General features: G+C 68.6%; 14 protein-coding genes. 13 read left to right on the top strand and 1 reads right to left on the bottom strand.

Annotation, left to right across the window (positions count from 1 at the left end):
• Positions 1–184 precede the first annotated feature (184 nt).
• From AOK01_RS05180 to AOK01_RS05200, 5 genes are all read left to right on the top strand, one after another.
• Positions 185–967: a response regulator transcription factor gene (locus AOK01_RS05180; RefSeq protein ID WP_055508891.1), complete on the top strand. Its 783-nt coding sequence runs from the start codon at positions 185–187 to the stop codon at positions 965–967.
• On the top strand, positions 964–2,559 hold the full coding sequence (locus AOK01_RS05185) for an ATP-binding protein (protein ID WP_079103169.1): 1,596 nt from the start codon (positions 964–966) through the stop codon (positions 2,557–2,559). Before AOK01_RS05180 ends, AOK01_RS05185 begins: the two co-directional genes overlap by 4 nt.
• The gene (locus AOK01_RS05190; RefSeq protein WP_055508893.1) at positions 2,556–3,953 is read left to right on the top strand and encodes a DUF3500 domain-containing protein; all 1,398 of its coding nucleotides are present in this window, start codon (positions 2,556–2,558) and stop codon (positions 3,951–3,953) included. The genes AOK01_RS05185 and AOK01_RS05190 overlap by 4 nt, the downstream gene beginning before the upstream one ends.
• 259 nt (positions 3,954–4,212) lie before the next feature.
• The gene (locus tag AOK01_RS05195) at positions 4,213–5,313 is read left to right on the top strand and encodes a lytic polysaccharide monooxygenase auxiliary activity family 9 protein (protein WP_079103170.1); all 1,101 of its coding nucleotides are present in this window, start codon (positions 4,213–4,215) and stop codon (positions 5,311–5,313) included.
• A 440-nt stretch (positions 5,314–5,753) separates the two neighbouring features.
• Positions 5,754–7,121, top strand: a complete 1,368-nt coding sequence (locus AOK01_RS05200; RefSeq protein ID WP_245702105.1) for a COG1361 family protein — start codon at positions 5,754–5,756, stop codon at positions 7,119–7,121.
• A gap of 53 nt (positions 7,122–7,174) precedes the next feature.
• Here the strand turns inward: AOK01_RS05200 and AOK01_RS05205 are convergent, their stop codons facing one another.
• Entirely contained in the window at positions 7,175–10,915 is a 3,741-nt protein-coding gene (locus tag AOK01_RS05205) for a GH92 family glycosyl hydrolase (protein ID WP_055508923.1), read from the bottom strand.
• A gap of 840 nt (positions 10,916–11,755) precedes the next feature.
• Between AOK01_RS05205 and ngcE the strand changes: the two genes are divergently transcribed.
• From ngcE to dxs, 8 genes are all read left to right on the top strand, one after another.
• A complete protein-coding gene (ngcE, locus tag AOK01_RS05210) occupies positions 11,756–13,204 on the top strand; it encodes an N-acetylglucosamine/diacetylchitobiose ABC transporter substrate-binding protein (protein WP_055508895.1) in 1,449 nt (482 codons plus the stop codon).
• A 101-nt stretch (positions 13,205–13,305) separates the two neighbouring features.
• Positions 13,306–14,229, top strand: a complete 924-nt coding sequence (locus tag AOK01_RS05215) for a carbohydrate ABC transporter permease (RefSeq protein WP_055508897.1) — start codon at positions 13,306–13,308, stop codon at positions 14,227–14,229.
• A 100-nt stretch (positions 14,230–14,329) separates the two neighbouring features.
• Positions 14,330–15,262 carry a carbohydrate ABC transporter permease gene (locus AOK01_RS05220; RefSeq protein ID WP_055508899.1) on the top strand — a complete coding sequence of 311 codons (933 nt, stop codon included), beginning with the start codon at positions 14,330–14,332 and terminating at the stop codon, positions 15,260–15,262.
• 299 nt (positions 15,263–15,561) lie between these two features.
• Complete coding sequence (locus tag AOK01_RS05225; protein ID WP_055508900.1) at positions 15,562–16,761, top strand: ROK family transcriptional regulator; 1,200 nt, start codon at positions 15,562–15,564, stop codon at positions 16,759–16,761.
• Between the two features lie 133 nt (positions 16,762–16,894).
• Entirely contained in the window at positions 16,895–18,001 is a 1,107-nt protein-coding gene (locus AOK01_RS05230) for a substrate-binding domain-containing protein (RefSeq protein WP_055508902.1), read from the top strand.
• Between the two features lie 217 nt (positions 18,002–18,218).
• On the top strand, positions 18,219–19,010 hold the full coding sequence (locus AOK01_RS05235) for an ATP-binding cassette domain-containing protein (RefSeq protein ID WP_055508904.1): 792 nt from the start codon (positions 18,219–18,221) through the stop codon (positions 19,008–19,010).
• Positions 19,007–20,299, top strand: a complete 1,293-nt coding sequence (locus tag AOK01_RS05240) for a sugar ABC transporter permease (protein ID WP_055508906.1) — start codon at positions 19,007–19,009, stop codon at positions 20,297–20,299. The genes AOK01_RS05235 and AOK01_RS05240 overlap by 4 nt, the downstream gene beginning before the upstream one ends.
• Before the next feature lie 319 nt (positions 20,300–20,618).
• Positions 20,619–22,577: a 1-deoxy-D-xylulose-5-phosphate synthase gene (dxs, locus tag AOK01_RS05245; protein ID WP_055508908.1), complete on the top strand. Its 1,959-nt coding sequence runs from the start codon at positions 20,619–20,621 to the stop codon at positions 22,575–22,577.
• The last annotated feature ends 75 nt before the right edge of the window (positions 22,578–22,652 follow it).

Raw genomic sequence — 22,652 nt, forward strand, 5'->3', positions numbered from 1 at the left:
CGAACGGCCGGTCGAGCAGGCGGTACCGCACGGCAGTTGAGGGGCCGCATTCCCGAAGGGGGTGCGGCCCCTCGCCGTTCGCCCCGCCGTTCCTCTGCCGTTCCCCTTGCCGTTCATTTCAGGACATGGCCCGGACCCAGGCGGAACACAGGGTTCTGCCAGGTGCGAGCGACACCATCGCCCCATGCCTGGCACCCGAAGCGAGCCCGTCCGCGTGCTGATCGTCGACGACGAACCCGGCCTCACCGAGCTGCTCTCCGTGGCCGTCACGGAGGCCGGCTGGCGGCCCTACCCGGTCGCGGACGGTCAGTCCGCGCTGCGCGTCGCACGCGCCCGCGCCCCGCACGCCGTCGTCCTCGACGGCATGCTGCCCGACCTGGACGGCATCCAGGTACTGCGCCGGCTGCGGTACGAGAACCCCAGGCTGCCCGTCCTCATGCTCACCGCGCGCGACGCCCTGGAACACCGCATCGACGGCCTCGCCTCCGGCGCCGACGACTACGTCACGAAGCCCTTCTCCCTGGAGGAGGTCGTGCTGCGGCTGCGCGGGCTGCTGCGGCGGTCGGGCGCCGAGGACGCCAGGTCCGGAGCCGGACCCGGTTCCCGGTCCGGTTCCCGGTCCGGGTCCGGGGCCGGGTCCGGGTCCGGGTCCGACGGAACGGTACGGGTCCTCGGAGAACTGGTCCTGGCCGAGGAGACCCGCGAGGTGCACCGCGACGGCAGCCAAGTCCAGCTCACCGCCAAGGAGTTCGACCTGCTCAGCCTGCTGCTGAGCCACCCGCGCCAGGTGCTGAGCAAGACACAGATCCTCGACCACGTGTGGAGCAGCTGCTTCGACGGCGGCGGCAACCTCGTCGAGGTCTACATCTCCAGCCTCCGCCGGAAGATCGACAAGGGGCGGACGCCGATGATCCACACCGTGCGGGGCGTCGGCTACGCCATCAGACCGCCGGAGGAGGGCAGATGAGGCCGCGGCTGCCGGATCGCCGCTCACTCCGTACCCGCCTGCTGCTCTACATCGGCGTGACCCTGGTCGTCGTATGCGCCGCGATGGCGCTCACCACCGTCCTCGCCCAACGCGCCTATCTGCTGGGCAATCTGGACCAGCGCGTCACCGACGCCGCCGAGCGCAGCCAGGGCGGGCTGCAGCGCCGGACGGGCGACGCCACGGACCTCGGGTTCCTGAACGAACGCGGCCACGCCGTCGGCACCCTCGCCGCCCGCCTCGGCGACGACGGGGACGTCGTCGCGGCCGAGGTCGTCACCGAGGACGGTCCGCGGCAGACCCTCACCGCGGCCCAGCGCACCGCCCTCGAAGGCATCGCCACCGACGGCTCCCCGCACACCCGTACGATCCCCGGTCTCGGCACCTACCGCGTGACCGCCCTCGACGGCGACGGCGTCCCCGTCCTCACCGGGCTCCCGATGGACGACGTACAGGACGTGATCGGCGGCCTGGTCCTGGTCGAGGCCGTCGCGGCGGGCGTCGGTCTCGCCGCCGCGGGCTGTGTCTGCGCCGTGGTGATACGCCGTCAGCTGCGGCCCCTCGGCCGGGTGGCCGCCACCGCCGTCGAGGTCTCCCGCGTCCCGCTGGGCCGGGGCGCGGTCACCGGCCTCACCCGGGTACGCGACCGCGACACCCACCCCGGGAGCGAGGCCGGGCAGGTCGGCGCCGCGCTCAACCGCATGATCGACCACGTCGAGTCGTCGCTCGCCGAGCGTCAGCGCAGCGAGGAACGCATGCGCCGCTTCCTCGCGGACGCCAGCCACGAACTCCGTACGCCGCTCGCGTCCATCGCCGGATACGCCGAACTCATGAACCGCGGCACCCAGCGGATCGAGCCGGCCCTGGCCTGGCGGCGGGTCTCCGCCGAGTCGGCGCGTATGACGGGCCTCGTGGAGGACCTGCTGCTGCTCGCCAGGCTCGACGAGGGGCGTCCGCTGCGGGCCGCCGAGGTCGACCTCGCGGCGCTGGTCGCCGAGGCCGTGTGGGACGCGCGGGCGGCGGGAGGCGGCCACGACTGGCAACTGGCGCTGCTCCTCGACACCCCCGCGCTCGTCCTCGGCGACGAGGCCCGCCTCCACCAGGTGGTGGCCAACCTGCTGGCCAACGCGCGGGTGCACACACCTGTGGGCACGACCGTCGTCGCCTCGGTGGAGGCCACGGAGGCCCACTGTGTCGTCCGCGTCCGCGACGACGGCCCCGGCATCCCGCCGCACCTGCTGCCCGCCGTCTTCGAGCGCTTCACGCGCGGCGACGTCTCCCGTTCCCGGAGCGGCCCCGCCGAGGGCGGCTCGGGGCTCGGCCTCGCCATCGTCGCGGCCATCACGGCGGCACACGGCGGCCGCATCGACGTCGAGAGCGAGCCGGGGCGCACGGAGTTCACGCTGACGCTGCCGCCGCCCACGGATGCGCCGTCGGTGACGCGAGGCGCGGGGCCGGAGTCCACCGCCCCGACCCACAACTTCAGGTGGGACTCAGGTCGGCGCCCCACAGTCGTCTCGCGCGGCCGTCCGCAAGGGACCGGCCCACGGCCAAGAGGGAGCCAGCCACGATGACCGAGCTCGACACGGGAGACACCGGAGCCACCGGAGCCACCGGAGCCACCGGAGACACCGGAGAACCCACGCCCCAGCAACCGCAGACCGGCCGGCACGCCCACGTCGGTCGCCGGAACTTCATGCGCAAGGTCTTCTTCGCCAGCGGCGCCACGGCCGTCGCGACGATGGGCGGGGCCGGCGCCTGGGCCGCCCTCGCCGCCGATGACACCACCGCCGACGGCACCGGCACCACCGCGTCGGCCGACCCGAGCGCCGTTCCGAGCGGAGCTCCGAGCGGCGGCCCCGGCGGCGGCACCGGAGGCCCCGGCAACCAGTCCATCACCGAGGACTTCCTCGGTCTGACCACCGACGGCAAGAAGATCGACGACCTGTTCACGATCCACTCCGAGGGCGTCGCGACCGCTCCGGTGATCGCCGCGGCGAACGCCTTCCTGGCCGGGCTGAGCGCCACGCAGAAGTCGTCGACGCAGTTCACCGTCCACTCCACCGAGTGGCGGCTGTGGAGCAACGTCGACGCGTACGACCGTCAGGGCGTGTCGATCGCCGACCTGTCGGACGCGCAACAGGCCCTCGGCAAAGCCCTGTTGAAGTCGGCGCTCAGCGCCGAGGGGCTGGAGACCACGGAGCGGATCCGCAGGATCAACCAGGCCGCGGGCGAGGCGATCGACAACACGGACGCCTTCAACGAAGAGGCCTTCTACTACACGGTGATGGGCACGCCGTCCGCCACCGAGCCCTGGGGCTTCCAGTTCGACGGGCACCACCTGGTCATCAACTACTTCGTCCTCGGCGACCAGATCGTCATGAGCCCCTGCTTCTGGGGCTCGGAGCCGACCGAGATCGAGATCGACGGCACGACCGTCTCCGTGTGCAAGGAGGAGGTGAAGGCGAGCCTCGCCTTCATCAACTCCCTCACCGAGGCCCAGCGGAAGGTCGCGGTCGAGTCCACGACCAAGTCGAACGAGTCGATGAAGGCAGGCGCCTTCTCCGACAACGCGGTCCAGGAGTACACCGGCATCCGAGGCAACACCCTCACCGGCGCCCAGAAGCTCAAGCTCCTCGGCATCGTCGAGGCCTTCGCGGGCCGCGCCAAGGCCGACGTCGCCAAGGCCCGACTTGCCGAGGTCCGGGGGCACTTGAACGACACGTACGTCACCTGGGCGGGCGGCATCGAGGACGACTCCGCCTTCTACGTCCGGGTGCACAGCCCGGTCGTGTGGGTCGAGGTGGACTGCCAGGCCCCCGGTCCGCTGGCCGGCGCGTACGGCGCCTCGCAGGGCAGCGGAGCGACCCAGATGCACGTCCATTCCATCATCCGCACGCCGAACGGCAACGACTACGGGAAGGAGCTCCTGCGACAGCACTACCTGACGTCACCTCACCACCGGTGACACGAACGCGACGTGACGTTCCCCGTCACAGCGAGGGCCGCGCCCGCCCGGGGGCGGCCCTCGCGCGTCAGCCGTTTACAGGCGTACCGGTCCGCGCTAGCTTCGACAGCACGTGAGGTGGGAGCGCTCCCACTCCAGGTGGACCGGAACCCGCCCGGGACCGCTCCCACCTCGCGCATCCGCACAGACATTCGTACAGACATCCGTACACGCACCCGACCCCACACGGCCTGTGGACGAAGGGACGGACACACCTGTCATGATCCTGACAACACCATCGACCTCCGCACCTCCCCGCCCCCCACGGCGGTCACCGCTCCCCGCCCGCGGCAGAGCCTTCCTCCTCATCCTGCTGGCCCTGGTCGTCACGGTCCCGGCTCTCGGCCTGGTCGTCTCGGCGGGCGGCGAGGCGGAAGCCCACGGCACGCCCATGAAGCCCGCCAGCCGCACCTTCCTGTGCTGGCAGGACGCACTCACCGACACCGGTGAGATCAAGCCGGTCAACCCGGCCTGCAAGGCGGCGCAACAGGTCAGCGGCACGACGCCGTTCTACAACTGGTTCTCGGTACTGCGCTCCGACGGAGCGGGCCGCACCCGCGGCTTCGTGCCCGACGGCGAACTGTGCAGCGGCGGCAACACCAACTTCACCGGTTTCAACACGCCGAGCGCCGACTGGCCGCTCACCCATCTGACCTCGGGCGCGACCGTCGACTTCTCGTACAACGCCTGGGCGGTGCACCCGGGTTGGTTCTACGTCTACATCACCAAGGACGGCTTCGACCCGACCAGGGCGCTCACCTGGGACGACATGGAGGAACAGCCGTTCCTGAGCGTCGACCACCCACCGCTCAACGGGTCCCCGGGCACGGTCGAGGCCAACTACTCCTGGACCGGCCAACTCCCGGCCGGCAAGTCGGGACGCCACCTCGTCTACATGGTCTGGCAGCGCTCGGACAGCGCGGAGACCTTCTACTCCTGCTCCGACGTCGTCTTCGACGGCGGCAACGGAGAGGTGACGGGCATCCACGAACCGGGCAACCCGACCGAGCCCCCGGCCGGCGCCTGCTCCGCCCCCCGCCGTACAACAGGCAGTTGGTCGGACGGGTACCAGTCCGAGGTGACCGTCACCAACTCCGGCGACGTACCGCTGCTCGGCTGGATGGTCGACTGGTCGCTGCCCGGCGGGCAGTCCGTCGACAGCCTCTGGAGCGGCAACGCCACGTACACCGGCCAGGACGTGATGGTCCACAACGCCGACTGGAACGGGTCGCTCGATCCGGGGGAGAGCACCACGTTCGGATACGTCGTCCAGGGCTCCGGAGGTGATACGGCGACCGCCCTGGCGTGCCGGCCGGGCTGATCCAAAAACACCCGAGCCCGGAATCCCCCGAAACCAGGAGCGCCATCCCCTCACGTTGCTCAGGGCGGACCCGGTGGCCGTAATCCACCGGGTCCGCGAGCCGGACAGGTCGGGGGAGTGCCTGACCGGATGGAACGTGGTCCGTGTCGACCGGGGACGAGACAACGTTGTCCAGCGGTCTGAATATGACTCTACTCCTCCAACGGACAACGCGGCCAATCCAGTTGAGACCTTGAGCCGGGTTTGAGGTTCACGCCGTTCGTGCCGCCCGCGCAAGCCGTATTGTCGGATTCATCCGGGTCCTCCGTGCCGTCCGAGCCGAGCCCGAGGTTTCGACTCCGTCGATGTTTCGATCGGCGGAGGCGGTACCGTGTGCGATTCCGATCGATCTTCGACCGTTTTCAGTGAGCAGGATGACGGTCTCCTCAGGGGACAGAGACATGCGCGAGCGAGGTCCAGTGCTGCGGTCCGTGGGGGCGGCCCTCTGCCTGGCACTGGTGCTGCTGGGCGGGCTCGCCGGGTGCGGGACCGGCACCGGCGCCGGGAAGAAGGCGGGGATCGTGGTGCCGGACCTGTTCTATCTGCGGCCGCACGGGGACAGGGCGGGTCCGACGAACAAGGTGCCCTTCCACGTCCAGGCCGAGGACGCGACGGCCAGGAGCGGCTTCGGAGCGCAGGACCACCGGCTCACGGTGGACGTCACCGGGTCCGGACGGACCGTACGGCTCAAGATCTCGGACATCCGCAAGAAGAACCCGAGGTGCGCCGGGAGCGCCACCAGGGTCGTCTGCCGGGTGGGCGGCACCTACGACAGCTGGTCCGACCTGGACCGCGTCCACCCCTTCGCCGCTCCGGGCGCCGAGCCCGGCGACAGCGCGACGGTCCGTTTCCGGTTCACCGTCCGGAAGGGGAAGACGCTCACCGCCCGCACCCGGGTCGTCGTCGGTGAGCCCGTGGTGAAGGTGCGCACGACGAAGGTGTTCGAGGACGTCGGGCCGGGCTCCGTGCTCAGCACGCCGGTCGTGGTCCGCAACACCGGAGAGGTGCCCGTGCGGGGCGTCGGCCTCGAACTCGCCGTCGGCGCCGACATGGGCTTCGAGGACCGGTACGGCAACTGCCGCTATCCGGAGCCCCAGAAGGGCTCCGTCGCGGTGTGCGAGTTCCCCGGCCTGCGCATACCGCCGGGGAAGGCGGTCGTCCTCCACCCGGACCTGGCGCTGCGCATCCCCACCACGCGGACGGACACCTCCTTCCGTCAGGAGGCGTGGGCCCTGGACATGGGCCCCGCGAAGAACAGCGTCGTACCCGAGGGCGGCGACTCGGGCGACGGCCCGCGGCTGACGACCCGGGCCGCGAAGGGGCCCGATCTGTCGGGGACGTTCGCCGGCGGCCCCGTGGGGAGCGACGTGCAGGTGGACACGTACGCCGACTTCGAAGTCTTCGGCGCCGAGTTCAGCGGCGAGCGCGGCTCCGAGCACACCGTGCGCCTGTTGGTCCGCAACAACGGGCCCGCCGCCCCCGGCACCACGCGGCTGCTGTTCACCCCGCCGCCGGGCGCCACCGTGGTCGAGCAGCCCGAGGAGGCCATCGACGAGGACGTGTACGAGCCCTCCTGCGACCTCGCCAAGGGCACGTACTCCTGCTACGTGCGGAGCGGGCTCGCGCCGGGGGAGACGAGCACCTTCGACTTCACCCTCCGGCTCGGCGGACCGGGCGAGGGCGAGGTGCGGGTGACGGACGCCGCCGGCACCGACCGCCGCGACCCCGACCCCGCCAACGACACGGCACCGGTCACGGTGTTGCCGTAACCGGTGCCGTGTGCGCTGCCGTGCGTCAGCCCAGCAGTGTCAAGCCGGCAGTGTCAGCCCAGCAGTTCCACCTCCGCCAGCGTCGCCTCACCGTCGAGGACCAGGCGGTACTTCGCGTACTTCCCGGGCGCCGCGACCGAGAACGCCCGCGTCTGCTTGTCCCACGCGAAGGACTGCCCCGAGCGCTTGTCGAGGTCCTTCCACCTGGTCCCGTCGGACGAGCCCTGGAGGACCCAGCCCTTCGGAGCCTTGGCGCCGTCGGCCGACGTCAGCGTGTACTGGACGGCCTTGACCGGATCGGCGGTCGGCAGATCCGCGGACGCGACGGTGGCGTTCGTCGCCGACGTGTTGTCGAACAGCGCGCCCTCGCCCTCGACGACGTCGGTCCGGGGCGTCGGCACCTTGTCGTCCTTGGTGATCGACACGGGCGCCGCGTTCTTGCCGGTGCCCCACGAGGACGGCTTCGGCCCCATGTCGAACTCCAGCACCCCGCCGCGCGAGACGATCGAGTGGGGGAGCGAAGTCGACTTCCACGCCTTGCCGTTGACCTTCAGCCCCTGCACGTAGACGTTCTTCGTGCTGTTCTTCGGGGCCTTCACGACGAGGTCGCGGCCGTTCTCCAGGTGCACGGTCGCCTTGGTGAACAGGGGTGAGCCCACCGCGTACTCGCCGCTTCCCATCACCAGCGGATAGAAGCCGAGCGAGGAGAAGAGGTACCAGGCCGACTGCTCGCCGTTGTCCTCGTCACCGTGGTAGCCCTGGCCGATCTCGCTGCCCGTGTAGAGGCGGGAGAGGACCTCACGCACGTTCTTCTGGGTCTTCCAGGGCTGGCCGGCCGCGTCGTACATGTAGTTGACGTGGTGGGCCACCTGGTTGGAGTGCCCGTACATGCCCATGCGGACGTCGCGGGCCTCGATCATCTCGTGGATGACACCGTTGTAGGAGCCCTTGAGGTCCGGCGAGGCGGTCTCCGGGGTGGAGAAGTACGTGTCGAGCTTGTCGGCGAGTCCCGACCGGCCGCCGTACAGGTTGGCGAGCCCGCGCGAGTCCTGCGGCGCGGTGAAGGCGTACCCGTAGCCGTTGGTCTCCGTGTAGTCGTAGCCCCACACGCGCGGGTCGTACTTCTCGGACTCCACCCGCCAGTCGCCCTTGGCGTCCCGGCCCTGGAAGAAGCCGGCCTTCGAGTCGAAGAGGTTGACGTAGTCCTGGGCGCGGTTGAGGAAGTACGCGGCCTCTTCCTTGTACTTCTTCTTGCCGGTCTTCTTGTAGAGGGCCTCGCCCATCTTCGAGATGCCGTAGTCGTTGAGGTATCCCTCCAGCGCCCACGACAGGCCCTCGTGCGTCTCGCTGCTCGTGTAGCCGATGAAGGGCGAGGTGTCCATGCCCTTGCGGCCCACGCCCGAGGAGGGGGGCACGACGGTCGCGTTCTTCACGGCCGCGTCGTACGCCGACTCCGCGTCGAAGTCGACGCCCTTCACGTACGCGTCCGCGAACGCCACGTCGGAGGACGTGCCGGTCATCAGGTCCGCGTATCCGGGCGAGGACCAGCGCGAGGTCCAGCCGCCGTCCTTGTACTGCTGGACGAACCCGTCGACCATTTCACCCGCCTGACCGGGGGTCAGGAACGAGTACGCGGGCCATGTCGTCCGGTAGGTGTCCCAGAAGCCGTTGTTGACGTACACCTTGCCGTCGACGATCTTCGCCCCGGTGTGCGTCGGCGTGTCCGGGCCGGGCATCGGCGAGAACGGCGAGGCGTACTGGAACTTCGAACCGACCTTTTCGAAGCCGGAGTTGGGGTACAGGTACAGCCGGTAGAGGCTGGAGTACAGCGTCGTCCGCTGGTCCGTGGTCGCGCCCTCGACCTCGATCTTGCCGAGGATCCTGTCCCACGCCTTCTGGGCGCTCGACTTGACCTTGTCGAAGGACGTGCCGTCCGGGATCTCCTGACGGAGGTTGTCCTTGGCCTGGTCGATGCTGATCAGGGACGTGGCGATGCGCAGCGTGACGGTGCGGTCGGAGCCGGCGTCGAACTTGAGGTAGCCCTTGACCCCCGAGGAGCTTCCGTCCTTCACCGGCGCGTCGAAGGTGCCGTACACGAAGAGCCGCGTCGCGCCCGCCGACAGCCCGGACTTCACGTCCGAGTAGCCGGTGAAGGTCCCGCTCTCCTTGTCGAGGGTGAGGCCCCCCTGGTCCGTGACGTTGTCGAAGAGGACGTTCGCGTCGTCACCGGGGAAGGTGAACCGCAGGGCCGCCGCGTGGTCCGTCGGCGCCATCTCCGTCTTCAGCCCGTTCTCGAACCGTACGCCGTAGTAGTACGGGCGTGCCGTCTCGTTCTCGTGCTTGAAGGGCAGCGCGCGGGCGCCGCGGCCCGTGTCCGGGGTGCCGTTGGCGGCCGACGGCATCACCTGGAAGGTCTGCCGGTCGCCCATCCAGGGGCTGGGCTCGTGGCTCGCGCTGAACGCCTGGATGGTCGGCAGGTTGTCGGCGTTGTTGTCGCGCGCGTAGTCGTACAGCCAGTTCAGGGTGTTCGCGTTCGTCACCGGCGTCCAGAAGTTGAAGCCGTGCGGAACGGCCGTCGCCGGGAAGTTGTTGCCGCGCGAGAAGCTGCCGCTGGAGTTCGTGCCGCGGGTGGTCGACGCGTAGTCCGAGAGATGCGCCTTGGGCTTCTCGGGCTTCTTGACGCTCAGGTTGACGTCGTCGAGCCAGCCGCGGAATTTGGCAGGACCCTTGGCGGAGTCGTACCCGACCAGGATGCGGTCGACGGTGCGGCCGGCCGCGACCGAGCCGATCCGCGAGGTGACGTTGTTCCACTGGTTGACGTACAGCACCTTCGACGCGCCCTGGCCCCGCGGCGTCAGCGCGAACCCGTGCTGGTCCTGGGCGCGCAGGTCACTGAGGTAGGTGCCGTCCGTGAAGGCCAGGTCCACCGCCACGTTCGTGGCGTCGTAGTCCAGGTCCTTGTCGGCCATCGACGGGTAGATCCGGTACGCCAGCTCGGTGTCGCGGCCGACGGCCACGTTCACGTCGAAGACCTTGTTGTACGAGTAGGCGCGGCCGTCCCCCTTGTGCGTGCCCGCGTACTGCAGGGCCCGCTTGCCGGTGAAGCCCGCCTCGGACTTGGCCGTCGGGGAGCCGGCGGGGCCCTTGTTCACGTGGGACAGCATGTCCTCGGGGACGGGATTGTCGGCGTCGCCGTTCGAGAACTGGACGTCGGCGAGCTGGAGGGCGTCGGTGGCGCCGTTGTTCCTGGTGACGTCGAGACGGAAGTGCTGGTACTCGGCGGGCTCGGACAGCTTGTACGACTTCGTGTCGAACGGCCCCGCGAAGGTCTCGCCGGTGCGGCTGTCGAGCGTCTTCCAGTCCTTGCCGTCCGTGGAACCCTGGAGGGCCCAGTCGCGCGGATCGCGCTCCGAGTGGTCGTTGGCCGAGGTGAGGGCGTACGTCACCAGCTTGACGGGGGCTTCCAGGTCGAACTCCACCCAGCCGGTGGGCGCGAAGGTGAGCCACTTGGAGCTGGGCTCGACATCGACGAGGTTCTTCGCCACCTCGCCGCCGTTGGTGTTCTCGCCGCTCGCCCGGACGGCCGAGACCTGGTCGGTCACGTTGCCGGGAATGCCGGTGCTGTAGTCGCCGTCGACACCCGAGGAACGCTTCGCTCCGTCGGGCGAGGTGTCGACGGTGTCGAGCCAGTCGGGTGCGGGCTCGCCCGATTCGAAGGAGGAGCCGAACTCCCGCTCCGGGGCCGCCGCTTCGCCGGGACGGGCCACGGCGGCGCCCTGTGAGGCCACCACCAGTGCGAATGCGGCCGCTCCGAGGACCGCCGTGGAACCCCATCCGTGCCGTGCTCCGAGCCATGCTCCGAGCCGAGGTCTGTGCAGAGTCCCTTGCCGAGATCTGTGGTGCATGCGCCAGCACCCTCCCTGTCACGTGCGCCTGGACAACGTTGTCAAATTAGCTGCGCAAGGTCCAGTAGGGAGTCAAGTTGCCAGTGCTGTCAAGGGTGTTGTACGTGGCGTACGGGGGCAATGTGCGGGCAACGCCGACAGCCGACGCGGTGACCCCCTTGTGGGCCGCCTGTCGGCTTGCTGTGCGCACGCTGATCGACGCCGTGATCGACGCCGTGGTCGATGCGTGATCGATCCACGGTCGATCGCTGATCGTTCCCTGATCATCCGCTGTGTGGCAAGCCCCGCGGCAACTCCTGCGGCAAGTACTGCAGCAAGCCCGCGGCGAGTCCGGCGCAAGTCCTGTGGCGAGTCCCCGGGCAGCTCATATTTCCGCGAGGTCTCACTTCGGGAAAGAGTGTCGGCCAACTGTGCATTCGATCTTGCTCCGCTGGCGGGAAGTGGACTATACCTGTCGGCGTCCGCCCAGTCGTTCGACCGGTCGCGGGCAGCAGAGGCCGGGGACGAGAGGGCGCGGCGCTCGACGACTTGCCGTGCATTCCCGCGGTCCCCGGTATTCAGGCACGATCCAGCTCTACTGACCTTCCCTCGCTCAAGCGCCGGACGACCGTCCGACCCGCTTCTGCCGCCGGGGGGCCGGGGTTCTCCCCGGGTAATGCAGTACCAACCGCGGTGCCGGGGAGGGTCCGGTTCACCGCCTGAGTCCTGAATGAAGGCGAGGACTTGAGCATGGGATCCACTTCCGCACACAACGACCGCGAGGGTGTCGGCCGCCGGGATCTGATCAAGCGGTCCGCCGCGCTCGGCCTGATCTCCGTCCCCGCGATGGGTTTCCTGTCCGCGTGTGCCAGCGGCGACAGCGGCAGCGACGAAAAGGTCGACAAGGGCAAGAAGACCAAGGGCAACCCGCTCGCGGTCAACGAGAGCGCGCCGCTGGAGATCGTCATCTTCGACGGCGGTTTCGGCACGAAGTACGCCGAGGACGCCAAGGCCGTCTACGAGAAGAACTTCCCCAAGGCGAAGGTCAAGTTCTCCTCGACCCAGAAGATCCAGTCGGTCCTGCAGCCGCGCTTCAACCAGGGAACTCCGCCGGACCTGATCGACAACTCGGGCGCCGAGCAGATGGACATGGGCGTCCTCGCCAGCAAGAAGCAGCTGACGGACCTCACCCCGCTGCTCGACGCGCCGTCCTTCGACGACCCGGCCAAGAAGGTCCGCGACACCCTGCGCCCCGGCATCGTCGAGATGGGCCAACTCGACGGCGACCCGGTCTGGATCATGTACTACGCGTACACGATCTACGGCGTCTGGTACTCCCAGAAGGCGCTGGACTCCCTCGACGCCACGTACCCGGAGACCTGGGACGACATGCTCGCGGTCTGCGCGAAGGCGAAGAAGAAGGGCATCGCGGGCTGGACGTACGCCGGCAAGTACCCGTACTACGTCCCCTTCTCGCTCTACCCGATGATCGCCAAGGTCGGCGGCCGTGAGGTGCTCGACGCCATCGACAACCTGGAGCCGAACGCCTGGAAACACCCCGCGGTCAAGGCCTGCTTCGAGGCGTACTACGAGCTCTTCAAGAAGGGCTACATCCTCAAGGGCACCCCGGGCCTGGACCACATCCAGTCCCAGACGGCCTGGACCGAGGGCAAGGCGCTCTTCATCCCGAACGGCTCCTGGGTGGAGAACGAGGCGGCGAAGACCATGCCGAAGGACTTCGACCTCGCGGTGTCCGCGCCCAGCGGCATCGACAGCTCGGACAAGATGCCCTTCGGCACCATCTGGGCGTCCGGCGGTGAGCCGTTCATCGTCCCCGCCAAGGCCAAGAACACCGACGGCGGCATGGAGCAGCTGCGCATCATGCTCAGCGAGGCCTCCTCGAAGAACTTCACCTCGTCCGTGAAGTCGCTGTCCGCGTTCAACGGCGGCACCGACGGCATCGAGCTGACGCCGGGTCTGAAGTCCGGTGTCGCGGCTCTGGACAAGGCCGGCGAGAACGTGGTCAACCCGCGCCTCCAGGACTGGTACGTGGCGCTCCAGAAGGAGCAGATCGGCGTCGGCGGCCTCGGCGAGATGATGGCGGGACGGCTCACCCCGGTCGAGGCCATCAAGAAGATCCAGGGCTACGCCGACGCGGCGGCCAAGGACGACAACATCCAGCACTACAAGCACCAGTGAGCGCGGCCGGGGCCCCGGGCGGTGTCCGGGGCCCCGGCTCTCGATGTGCGGCGTGTGCGACGTCGACGGCAGCCCCCGCGGGAAAGATCGGGTCGGTAGGAATGCAACACGGTAAATACCGTTTCATCGTGGGGTTCTTGACGGCCCCTCTGGCCATTTACAGCCTCTTCGTGATCTGGCCCTTCATCCAGTCCATCTACTATTCGTTCACGGACTGGAGCGGTCTGAGCCCCGAGTTCAAGATGGTGGGCTTCAAGAACTACACGAGGCTGTTCGACGACGACGTTTTCTGGAAGTCGTTGCAGCACAGCGTGACGTTCGTGCTGCTGCTGCCGTTGGTGACGCTCACCATGGCGCTGTTCTTCGCCTTCATGCTCAATGTGGGCGGCCGGCGCCGTAAGAACGCCGCGATCGCCGGTGTGCGCGGCACGTCCTTCTACAAAGTGGTCTACTTCTTCCCCCAGGTGCTGTCGATCGCGATTGTCGCGCTGCTCTTCCAGTTCGCGTACAACCCGAACAGCGGGGCGCTCAACTCCGGTCTGCAGGCGGTGGGTCTCGACAGCGTCCAGCCCGACTGGCTCGGTGACCCCGACCTCGCCCTGTGGTGCATCTTCGCGGTCCTCGTCTGGAGCACCGTCGGATTCTTCGTGGTGCTCTTCTCCGCGGGAATGGCCTCCATTCCCAAGGACTACTACGAGGCCGCGCTGCTGGACGGCGCGAGCCGCTTCACGACCTTCTTCAAGATCACTCTGCCGCTGCTCTGGGACACCGTGCAGTCCGGCTGGGCCTATATGGGCATCCTGGCGCTCGGCGCCGAGTCCTTCGCGGTCGTGCAGATCATGACCGTGGGCCCCGGCGGTCCCGACTACTCGACGACCGTCCTGCCGCTGTACGTCTACCAGAAGGCGTTCCGCGACGGTCAGGCCGCCTACGCGACGACGATCGGTGTCGCCCTGCTCCTCGTGACGCTGCTGTTCGTGGCGGTCGTGATGCGGCTGGGCCGGCGCGAGCGGCTGGAGTACTGATGCAGACCGAACCGACCGAACCGACCGACCGGACCGGGTACACGGAACCGACCGAGTACATCCGACCGGCCGAGCACGCCGAGCCGCGAGGAGGCCACGCATGAAGACGACCGACACGCCTCCCGCCGACACACCGCCCGCCGACGCCACCGGGGAGGGTCCCCCCGTCAGCAAGGAGGCGCCCGCGCCCGTGCCGCAGGAGCAGGCCACCGGCAGGACCCTGAACATCTTCTCGCACGGCTTTCTCGTCCTCTGGGCGTTCATGGTCGTGCTGCCGCTGCTCTGGGCGGTGATGACCTCGTTCAAGACGGACAAGGACATCTTCGGCTCGCCCTGGTCGCTGCCCGACACGCTGCACTTCGACAACTGGTCGCGCGCCTGGACCTCGGCGAACATGAGCGACTACTTCCTCAACACGATCATCGTGGTGGGATGCTCGCTCCTGGGCACCATGCTCCTCGGCTCCATGGCGGCGTACGTCCTCGCGCGCTTCGAGTTCCCCGGGAACCGCTTCATCTACTTCCTCTTCATCGGAGGGATGAGCTTCCCGATCATCCTGGCGCTTGTGCCGCTGTTCTACGTCATGCAGAACCTGTCCCTGCTGAACACGCTGCCCGGCCTGATCCTGGTCTACATCGCCTACTCGCTGCCGTTCACCGTGTTCTTCATGACGTCCTTCTTCCGCACGCTGCCGACCTCGGTGGCCGAGGCGGCCTTCGTGGACGGCGCCTCGCACACCAGGACGTTCTTCCAGGTGATGCTGCCGATGGCCAAGCCCGGTCTGATCAGCATCACCATCTTCAACTTCCTGGGGCAGTGGAACCAGTACATGCTGCCGACGGTGCTCAACACCGAACCGGACAACAAGGTGCTCACCCAGGGCCTGGTCCAACTGGCCGTCAGCCAGGGCTACAAGGGCGACTGGTCCGGTCTGTTCGCCGGCCTCGTGATGGCGATGCTGCCCGTGCTCGCCGCGTACATCGTCTTCCAGCGCCAGGTCGTCCAGGGCCTGACGGCCGGCGCCCTCAAGTAACGGGCCTCGACCGACAACGGCCTCCTTCGACCGACAACGGTCCTCGAACGGCGACGGACTTCGACCGGCAACGACCTCGACCGGTAATGGGCCGCAACCGTAACGGGATTCAACCAACGGTTCGGTTTGCGAGGGTGGTCCCGGAATGACTCCGGGTCCGCCCTCGGGCGAACAGGCGCATGGACGTACCCCTCTGCTCAACCTCTTGACGGGAGGCGACCCAAACAGCTCAGCTTAGGGTTCACTAGTTGGACATAGACGGGGTCTCACCGAGGCGACCCCGTACGCAGGAGGTCGTCGTGGAGACTCCGGGGTCGCAGTCGTCGCTGCACCGAGCCAATCTCGAACGGGTCGTACGTGCGGTGCGCCTGGCCGGGTCGCTCACGCAGGCGGAGATCGCGAGGTCGACGGGTTTGTCCGCGGCCACGGTCTCCAACATCGTCCGGGAGCTCAAGGACGGCGGAACGGTCGAGGTCACGCCCACCTCGGCGGGCGGCCGAAGGGCCCGCAGCGTCAGCCTCAGCGGCGACGCCGGGATTGTCATCGGCGTCGACTTCGGGCATACGCATCTGCGGGTCGCGGTCGGGAACCTGGCGCACCAGGTGCTGGCCGAGGAGTCCGAGCCGCTCGACGTGGACGCGTCCGCCGCACAGGGCTTCGACCGGGCGGAACAGCTGGTCAACCGCCTGATCGTGGCCACCGGCGTGGACCGTACGAAGATCGCGGGGCTGGGTCTCGGCGTGCCCGGGCCGATCGAGGCGGAGACCGGCACGCTCGGCTCCACGGCGATCCTGCCGGGCTGGACCGGCACCAAGCCCGCCGAGGAGCTGCGGGAGCGGCTCGGGGTGCCGGTGCACGTGGACAACGACGCCAACCTCGGAGCCCTCGGCGAACTCGTCTGGGGGAGCGGCAGGGGCGTGCGGGACCTGGCCTACATCAAGGTCGCCAGCGGTGTCGGCGCCGGACTCGTGATCGACAGCAAGATCTACCGTGGCCCAGGTGGCACAGCGGGAGAAATCGGGCATATTACTCTTGATGAGTCCGGTCCCGTCTGCCGCTGTGGCAACCGGGGCTGCCTGGAGACCTTCGCGGCGGCGCGCTACGTGCTGCCGCTCCTCCAGTCCAGCCATGGCACGGATCTCACCATGGAGGGTGTCGTACGACTGGCGCGGGACGGTGACCCCGGCTGCCGTCGGGTGATCGCCGACGTCGGTCGACATATCGGCAGCGGAGTAGCGAATCTGTGCAATCTGCTCAATCCGAGCCGGGTGGTGCTCGGTGGTGATCTCGCCGAGGCCGGAGAGCTCGTACTAGGACCCATAAGGGAGTCCGTCGGCCGCTATGCGATCCCCAGTGCGGCACGTCAACTATCCGTTCTGCCAGGGGCACTTGGCGGTCGGGCGGAGGTCCTCGGGGCGCTCGCTCTCGCACTCAGCGAAATGGGCGATTCAACCCTTTTGGACGGATCGCTCACTGCTGTAACACCTGCCTTCACTTAGAGAACGGATGGCACCGTTGCCATCTCGTTAAGGATTTACTTCTTGACGTCGCACCTGGAGCCGAGTTGACTTCCAGCCACCTCGGCCGCAACGTCGCGGCCTCGTCAGGGAGGTTTCTGAAGTGAATACGCGTATGCGTCGCGCCGCCGTTGCTGTTGCCGCGGGTGCCATGGCCGTCTCGCTCGCTGCCTGTGGCAGCGCCGATGAGTCCGGCGACAAGAGCGACTCCAGCAAGTCCCCCGCCAAGGGCGACGACATCAAGGTCGGGCTCCTCCTTCCGGAGAACCAGACCGCCCGGTACGAGAAGTTCGACAAGCCCCTGATCGAGAAGAAGGTCAAGGAGCTCACGAACAACAAGGGCGAGATCGTCTACGCCAACGCCAAGCAGGACGCCACCACGCAGGCCCAGCAGGTCGACACGATGATCACCAACAAGGTGGACGTGCTGATCGTGGACGCGGTGGACTCCAAGGCCATCGCCAACGGCGTGAAGAAGGCCAAGGAAGCCGGCATCCCCGTCGTCGCGTACGACCGCCTCGCCGAGGGCCCGATCGACTCCTACGTCTCCTTCGACAACGAAGAGGTCGGCCGCGTCCAGGGCAAGGCGCTCCTGGAGGCCCTGGGCGACAAGGCCAAGCCCTCCGCGAAGATCGTCATGATGAACGGCGCGGTCACCGACCCGAACGCCGCCCTCTTCAAGAAGGGCGCGCTGTCCCAGCTCGACGGCAAGGTCGACATCGCCAAGTCGTACGACACCAAGGAGTGGAAGCCGGAGAACGCCAACGCCAACATGGAAGGCGCGATCTCCGCGATCGGCAAGACCAAGATCGTCGGCGTCTACTCCGCCAATGACGGCATGGCGGGCGGCATCATCACCGCCCTGAAGGCCGCGGGCGTCTCCCCGATCCCGCCGGTCACCGGTCAGGACGCCGAGCTGGCGGGCGTGCAGCGCATCGTGTCGGGCGAGCAGTTCATGAGCGTCTACAAGTCCTACCCGCAGGAGGCGGACATCGCGGCGCAGATGGCCGTCGCGCTCGCCAAGGGCGAGAAGCTCGACTCCATCGCGAAGACCAAGGTCGACAGCCCCACCACGAAGGCCGTCCCGTCGGTGCTCGTCCCGGTCGTCTCGCTGACCAAGGACAACATCAACGACACGGTCATCAAGGAAGCGATCTACACGGTCGACGAGATCTGCACCACCAAGTTCAAGGCCGACTGCGCCAAGGTCGGACTGAACTAGTCGACGACCATTCCCTTGGCACCTACGGGTATGCACGGGAATTCACTCCACTGAATTCCCGTACGGGCCCCCGGGCCCCAAGGGACGGTCGTACCCGAAGCCCATCCGGCGCCCCGCAATCACCAGCCCCGCAAGCTAGGGCGGGGCGCCGGACGGAACACTTCACACCCCCCAAACTCTTCTGCACAACCTCCCGCCGGGTCAGGCGGCGAAGGAGATGGTCAACGTGTCCGCTACGCCTGTTCTGGCGTTGCGTGGGGTATCGAAGCGGTTCGGCGCCGTCCAGGCGCTCACCGACGTAGAACTCGAAGTCCACGCCGGCGAGGTGGTCGCCCTGGTCGGCGACAACGGCGCCGGAAAGTCCACGCTGGTGAAAACGATCGCCGGCGTGCACCCCATCGATGAGGGCGTCATCGAATGGGACGGCAAGACCGTCCAGATCAACAAGCCGCACGACGCCCAGCACCTGGGCGTCGCGACCGTCTACCAGGACCTCGCGCTGTGCGACAACATCGACGTCGTCGGCAACCTCTACCTGGGCCGTGAGCTGAAGAGGCGCGGCATCCTGGACGAGGTCGAGATGGAGCGCCGCTCGCGCGAACTGCTCCAGACGCTGTCGATCCGCATCCCCAGCGTGCGCATCCCGATCGCCTCGCTCTCCGGCGGCCAGCGCCAGACCGTGGCCATCGCCCGCTCCATGCTCGGCGAGCCCAAGCTGGTCATCCTCGACGAGCCCACCGCGGCCCTCGGTGTCGAGCAGACCGCCCAGGTCCTCGACCTGGTCGAACGGCTGCGCGAGCGCGGCCATGCCGTCCTCCTCATCAGCCACAACATGGCCGATGTGAAGGCCGTCGCCGACAAGGTGGCCGTGCTCAGGCTCGGCCGCAACAACGGCGTCTTCGAGGTGAAGGCCACCTCGCAGGAAGAGATCATCTCCGCCATCACCGGTGCCACGGACAACGCCGTGACCCGCCGTGCGGCGCGCAGCAACGGGGAGGCTCAGAAGTGAGCATCGACAAGACCTCCGCCTCCAAGGACGACGTCGTGGTCGCGAACCCCGAGGCCGCGGCCGACGCGGTGACCGTGGTCGACCCCCGGCTGCTCGTGCGCGAGCAGGGCCTGGCCGGCTACGTCGGCGAGTTCAAGCGCAAGATGAAGGGCGGCGACCTGGGCTCCGTCCCGGTCGTCATCGGCCTGATCGTCATCTGCGTCGTCTTCCAGAGCCTGAACTCGGCGTTCCTCTCCGCCGAGAACCTCAACAACATCGCCGTCGCGATGGTCGCCACCGGCATGATGTCCGTCGGCATCATCTTCGTGCTGCTGCTCGGCGAGATCGACCTGTCGGTCGGCTCGGTCAGCGGTGTGGCGGGTGCCATCACCGCCGTGCTCAGCGTCACGCACGGTATGAACGAGTGGCTGGCCGTCCTCATCGCCCTGGTCAGCGGCGCGGCCATCGGAGCCCTCCACGGCTTCTTCTTCGCCAGGATCGGCGCCCCCGCGTTCGCGGTCACCCTGGCCGGCCTGCTGTTCTGGCTCGGCTTCATGCTCCAGATCCTGGGCGAGAACGGCACCATCAACATCGACGGCGAGGGCGTGGTCGGCAAGCTGACCACGTACTACTTCTCGGACGTCGCCGCCGCCTACGGGCTCGCGACCGCCGCCGTGGTGCTCTTCTTCGTCACCAGCTTCCTGGACAACCGCCGCCGCGAGGCCGCGGGCATCCCGTCCCGGCCGCTGATCGACCTCGTGGTGCGCACGGTGCTGCTCGCGATCGTCGCGTTCGCCGCGGCGGTCATGTTCAACCAGTACAAGGGCCTGCCGCTGGCGCTGCTGCTGTTCCTGGTGGTCCTGGTCGCGAGCGACTTCGTACTGCGCCGTACGGGCTACGGCCGCAAGATCTTCGCGCTCGGCGGCAGCGTCGAGGCGTCCCGCCGTGCCGGTATCAACGTCACGGCGATCCGCGTCTCGGTCTTCGCCCTGGCGGGCTTCTTCGCCGCCGTCGGCGGTCTGTTCTGGTCCTCGAAGATCGCCGCGGCCAACCAGAGCGCCGGTGCGGGCGACCTCCTGATGAACGTCATCGCGGCGGCCGTCATCGGCGGCACCAGCCTCTTCGGCGGTCGCGGCCGTACGTGGAACGCGCTGCTCGGTGTCATGGTGATCACCTCGATCCAGTACGGGCTCGCCCTTGAGGGCACCGCCACGCCGGTTCTGTACATGATCACCGGTGGTGTGCTGCTTGCCACGGTCGTCATCGACTCGGTGACGCGCAAGACGCAGAAGACGGCCGGCCGCGCATAACGCTGCGCGGTTGCGCGGTGAGTGCCGCTGCGCGGCGTGCGGTTGCGCCGTAGGGCTTGCGGGGCGTGGAGTGGCTGCCGGCCGTCGTGGCTGGTCGCGCAGTTCCTCGCGCCCCTTGGGGGGCTTCAGTGCCCGGTGCCTGTAGAGGTGCCGGGCACTTTTGTGTGGTCTGGGGCGTTTGCCGGGGGCGCTGGTGGGTGAGATGTTCTTCCGCCGGTCGCGTGACGTACGACGGCGGCCCGGGCATTGCCGCGCGTGGCGGAACATTAGACTCGACAGGCCCGGCAATCTCGATCAGCTCTACTGCAAGGAGGCACGGGTGCCGCTGCTGACCCGCATCAAGGGACCTCGCGATCTGGACCGGCTCAGCCTGGAGCAGCTGGACCAGCTCGCCGGCGAGATCAGGACCTTTCTCGTCGACGCGGTGTCCAAGACCGGCGGCCACCTCGGCCCCAACCTCGGTGTCGTCGAGCTCACCCTCGCCCTGCACCGGGTCTTCGAGTCCCCGAAGGACCGCATCCTGTGGGACACGGGGCACCAGTCCTACGTCCACAAACTGCTCACGGGCCGCCAGGACTTCTCGAAGCTGAAGATGAAGGGCGGCCTGTCCGGCTACCCCTCACAGGCCGAGTCCGAGCACGACGTGATCGAGAACTCGCACGCCTCCACGGTCCTCGGCTGGGCCGACGGCCTCGCGAAGGCCAACGAGGTCCTGCGCAGGGACGACCACCACGTGGTCGCCGTCATCGGCGACGGGGCGCTCACCGGCGGCATGGCCTGGGAGGCGCTGAACAACATCGCCGACGCCAAGGACCGCCCGCTCGTCATCGTCGTCAACGACAACGAGCGTTCGTACGCGCCGACCATCGGCGGCCTCGCCAACCACCTGGCGACCCTGCGCACCACCGACGGCTACGAGCGCTTCCTGGCCCGCGGCAAGGACCTCCTGGAGCGCACTCCGGTCGTCGGCAGACCGCTCTACGAGACCCTGCACGGCGCCAAGAAGGGCCTCAAGGACTTCATCGCCCCGCAAGGCATGTTCGAGGACCTCGGCCTGAAGTACGTCGGGCCCATCGACGGGCACGACGTGGAGGCCCTGGAGTCCGCGCTCGTGCGCGCCAAGCGCTTCGGCGGCCCGGTCATCGTGCACTGCCTCACCGAGAAGGGCCGCGGCTACCAGCCCGCCCTGAGCGACGAGGCGGACCGGTTCCACGGCATCGGCCCCATCCACCCCGACACGGGCCTGCCGGTCAAGGCCTCGGGCGCCGACTGGACCTCCGTCTTCGGCGACGAGATGGTCGCGCTCGGCAAGGAACGCGAGGACATCGTCGCGATCACGGCGGCGATGCTGCAGCCGGTCGGCCTGAAGAAGTTCGCGGACGCCTACCCGCACCGCATCTACGACGTCGGCATCGCCGAACAGCACGGCGCCGTCTCGGCCGCCGGGCTCGCCGCGGGCGGCCTGCACCCCGTCTTCGCGGTCTACGCGACCTTCCTCAACCGCGCCTTCGACCAGGTCCTGATGGACGTGGCCCTGCACAGGTGCGGGGTCACCTTCGTGCTCGACCGGGCCGGCATCACGGGCACCGACGGCGCCTCCCACAACGGCATGTGGGACATGTCGATCCTCCAGGTCGTGCCGGGCCTGCGCCTTGCCGCGCCGCGCGACGCCGAGCAGGTCCGCGCCCAGCTGCGCGAGGCCGTCGAGGTCACGGACGCGCCGACCGTGGTCCGCTTCTCCAAGGGCGCCGTCGGCCCCGCCGTACCGGCCGTGGGCCGCGTCGGCGGCATGGACGTCCTGCGGGAGCCGGGCACCGACACCCCGGACGTGCTCCTCGTCTCGGTCGGCGCCCTCGCCCCCATGTGCCTGGAGATCGCCGGTCTCCTCGACAAGCAGGGCATCACCACCACCGTCGTCGACCCCCGCTGGGTCAAGCCCGTCGACGAAGCCATGGCACCGCTCGCCGAGCGGCACCGGGTGGTCGTCACCGTCGAGGACAACTCCCGCGTCGGCGGCGTCGGTTCCGCGGTCGCCCAGGCCCTGCGCGACGCGGGCGTGGACGTACCCCTGCGCGACTTCGGCATCCCGCCGCGCTTCCTCGACCACGCCTCCCGCAAGGAGGTCATGGCCGAGATCGGACTGACCGCACCGGACATCGCCCGGCAGGTCACCGGACTCGTCTCCAAGTTCGACGGCATCCCCCACTCCCGGCTCCGCTCCAACGGGGGAACCCCCTCCGCACAGGCCCACGCCACGGCGGAGCCCGCCCGCGACTGACAGACCTGCGACTGACGGACCGCGACTGACACAGCCGCGACCGACAGACCCGAGTGGGCCGGTTTCCCCACCCTT

The organism is Streptomyces aurantiacus, from assembly GCF_001418335.1.
Taxonomy (GTDB): domain Bacteria; phylum Actinomycetota; class Actinomycetes; order Streptomycetales; family Streptomycetaceae; genus Streptomyces; species Streptomyces aurantiacus.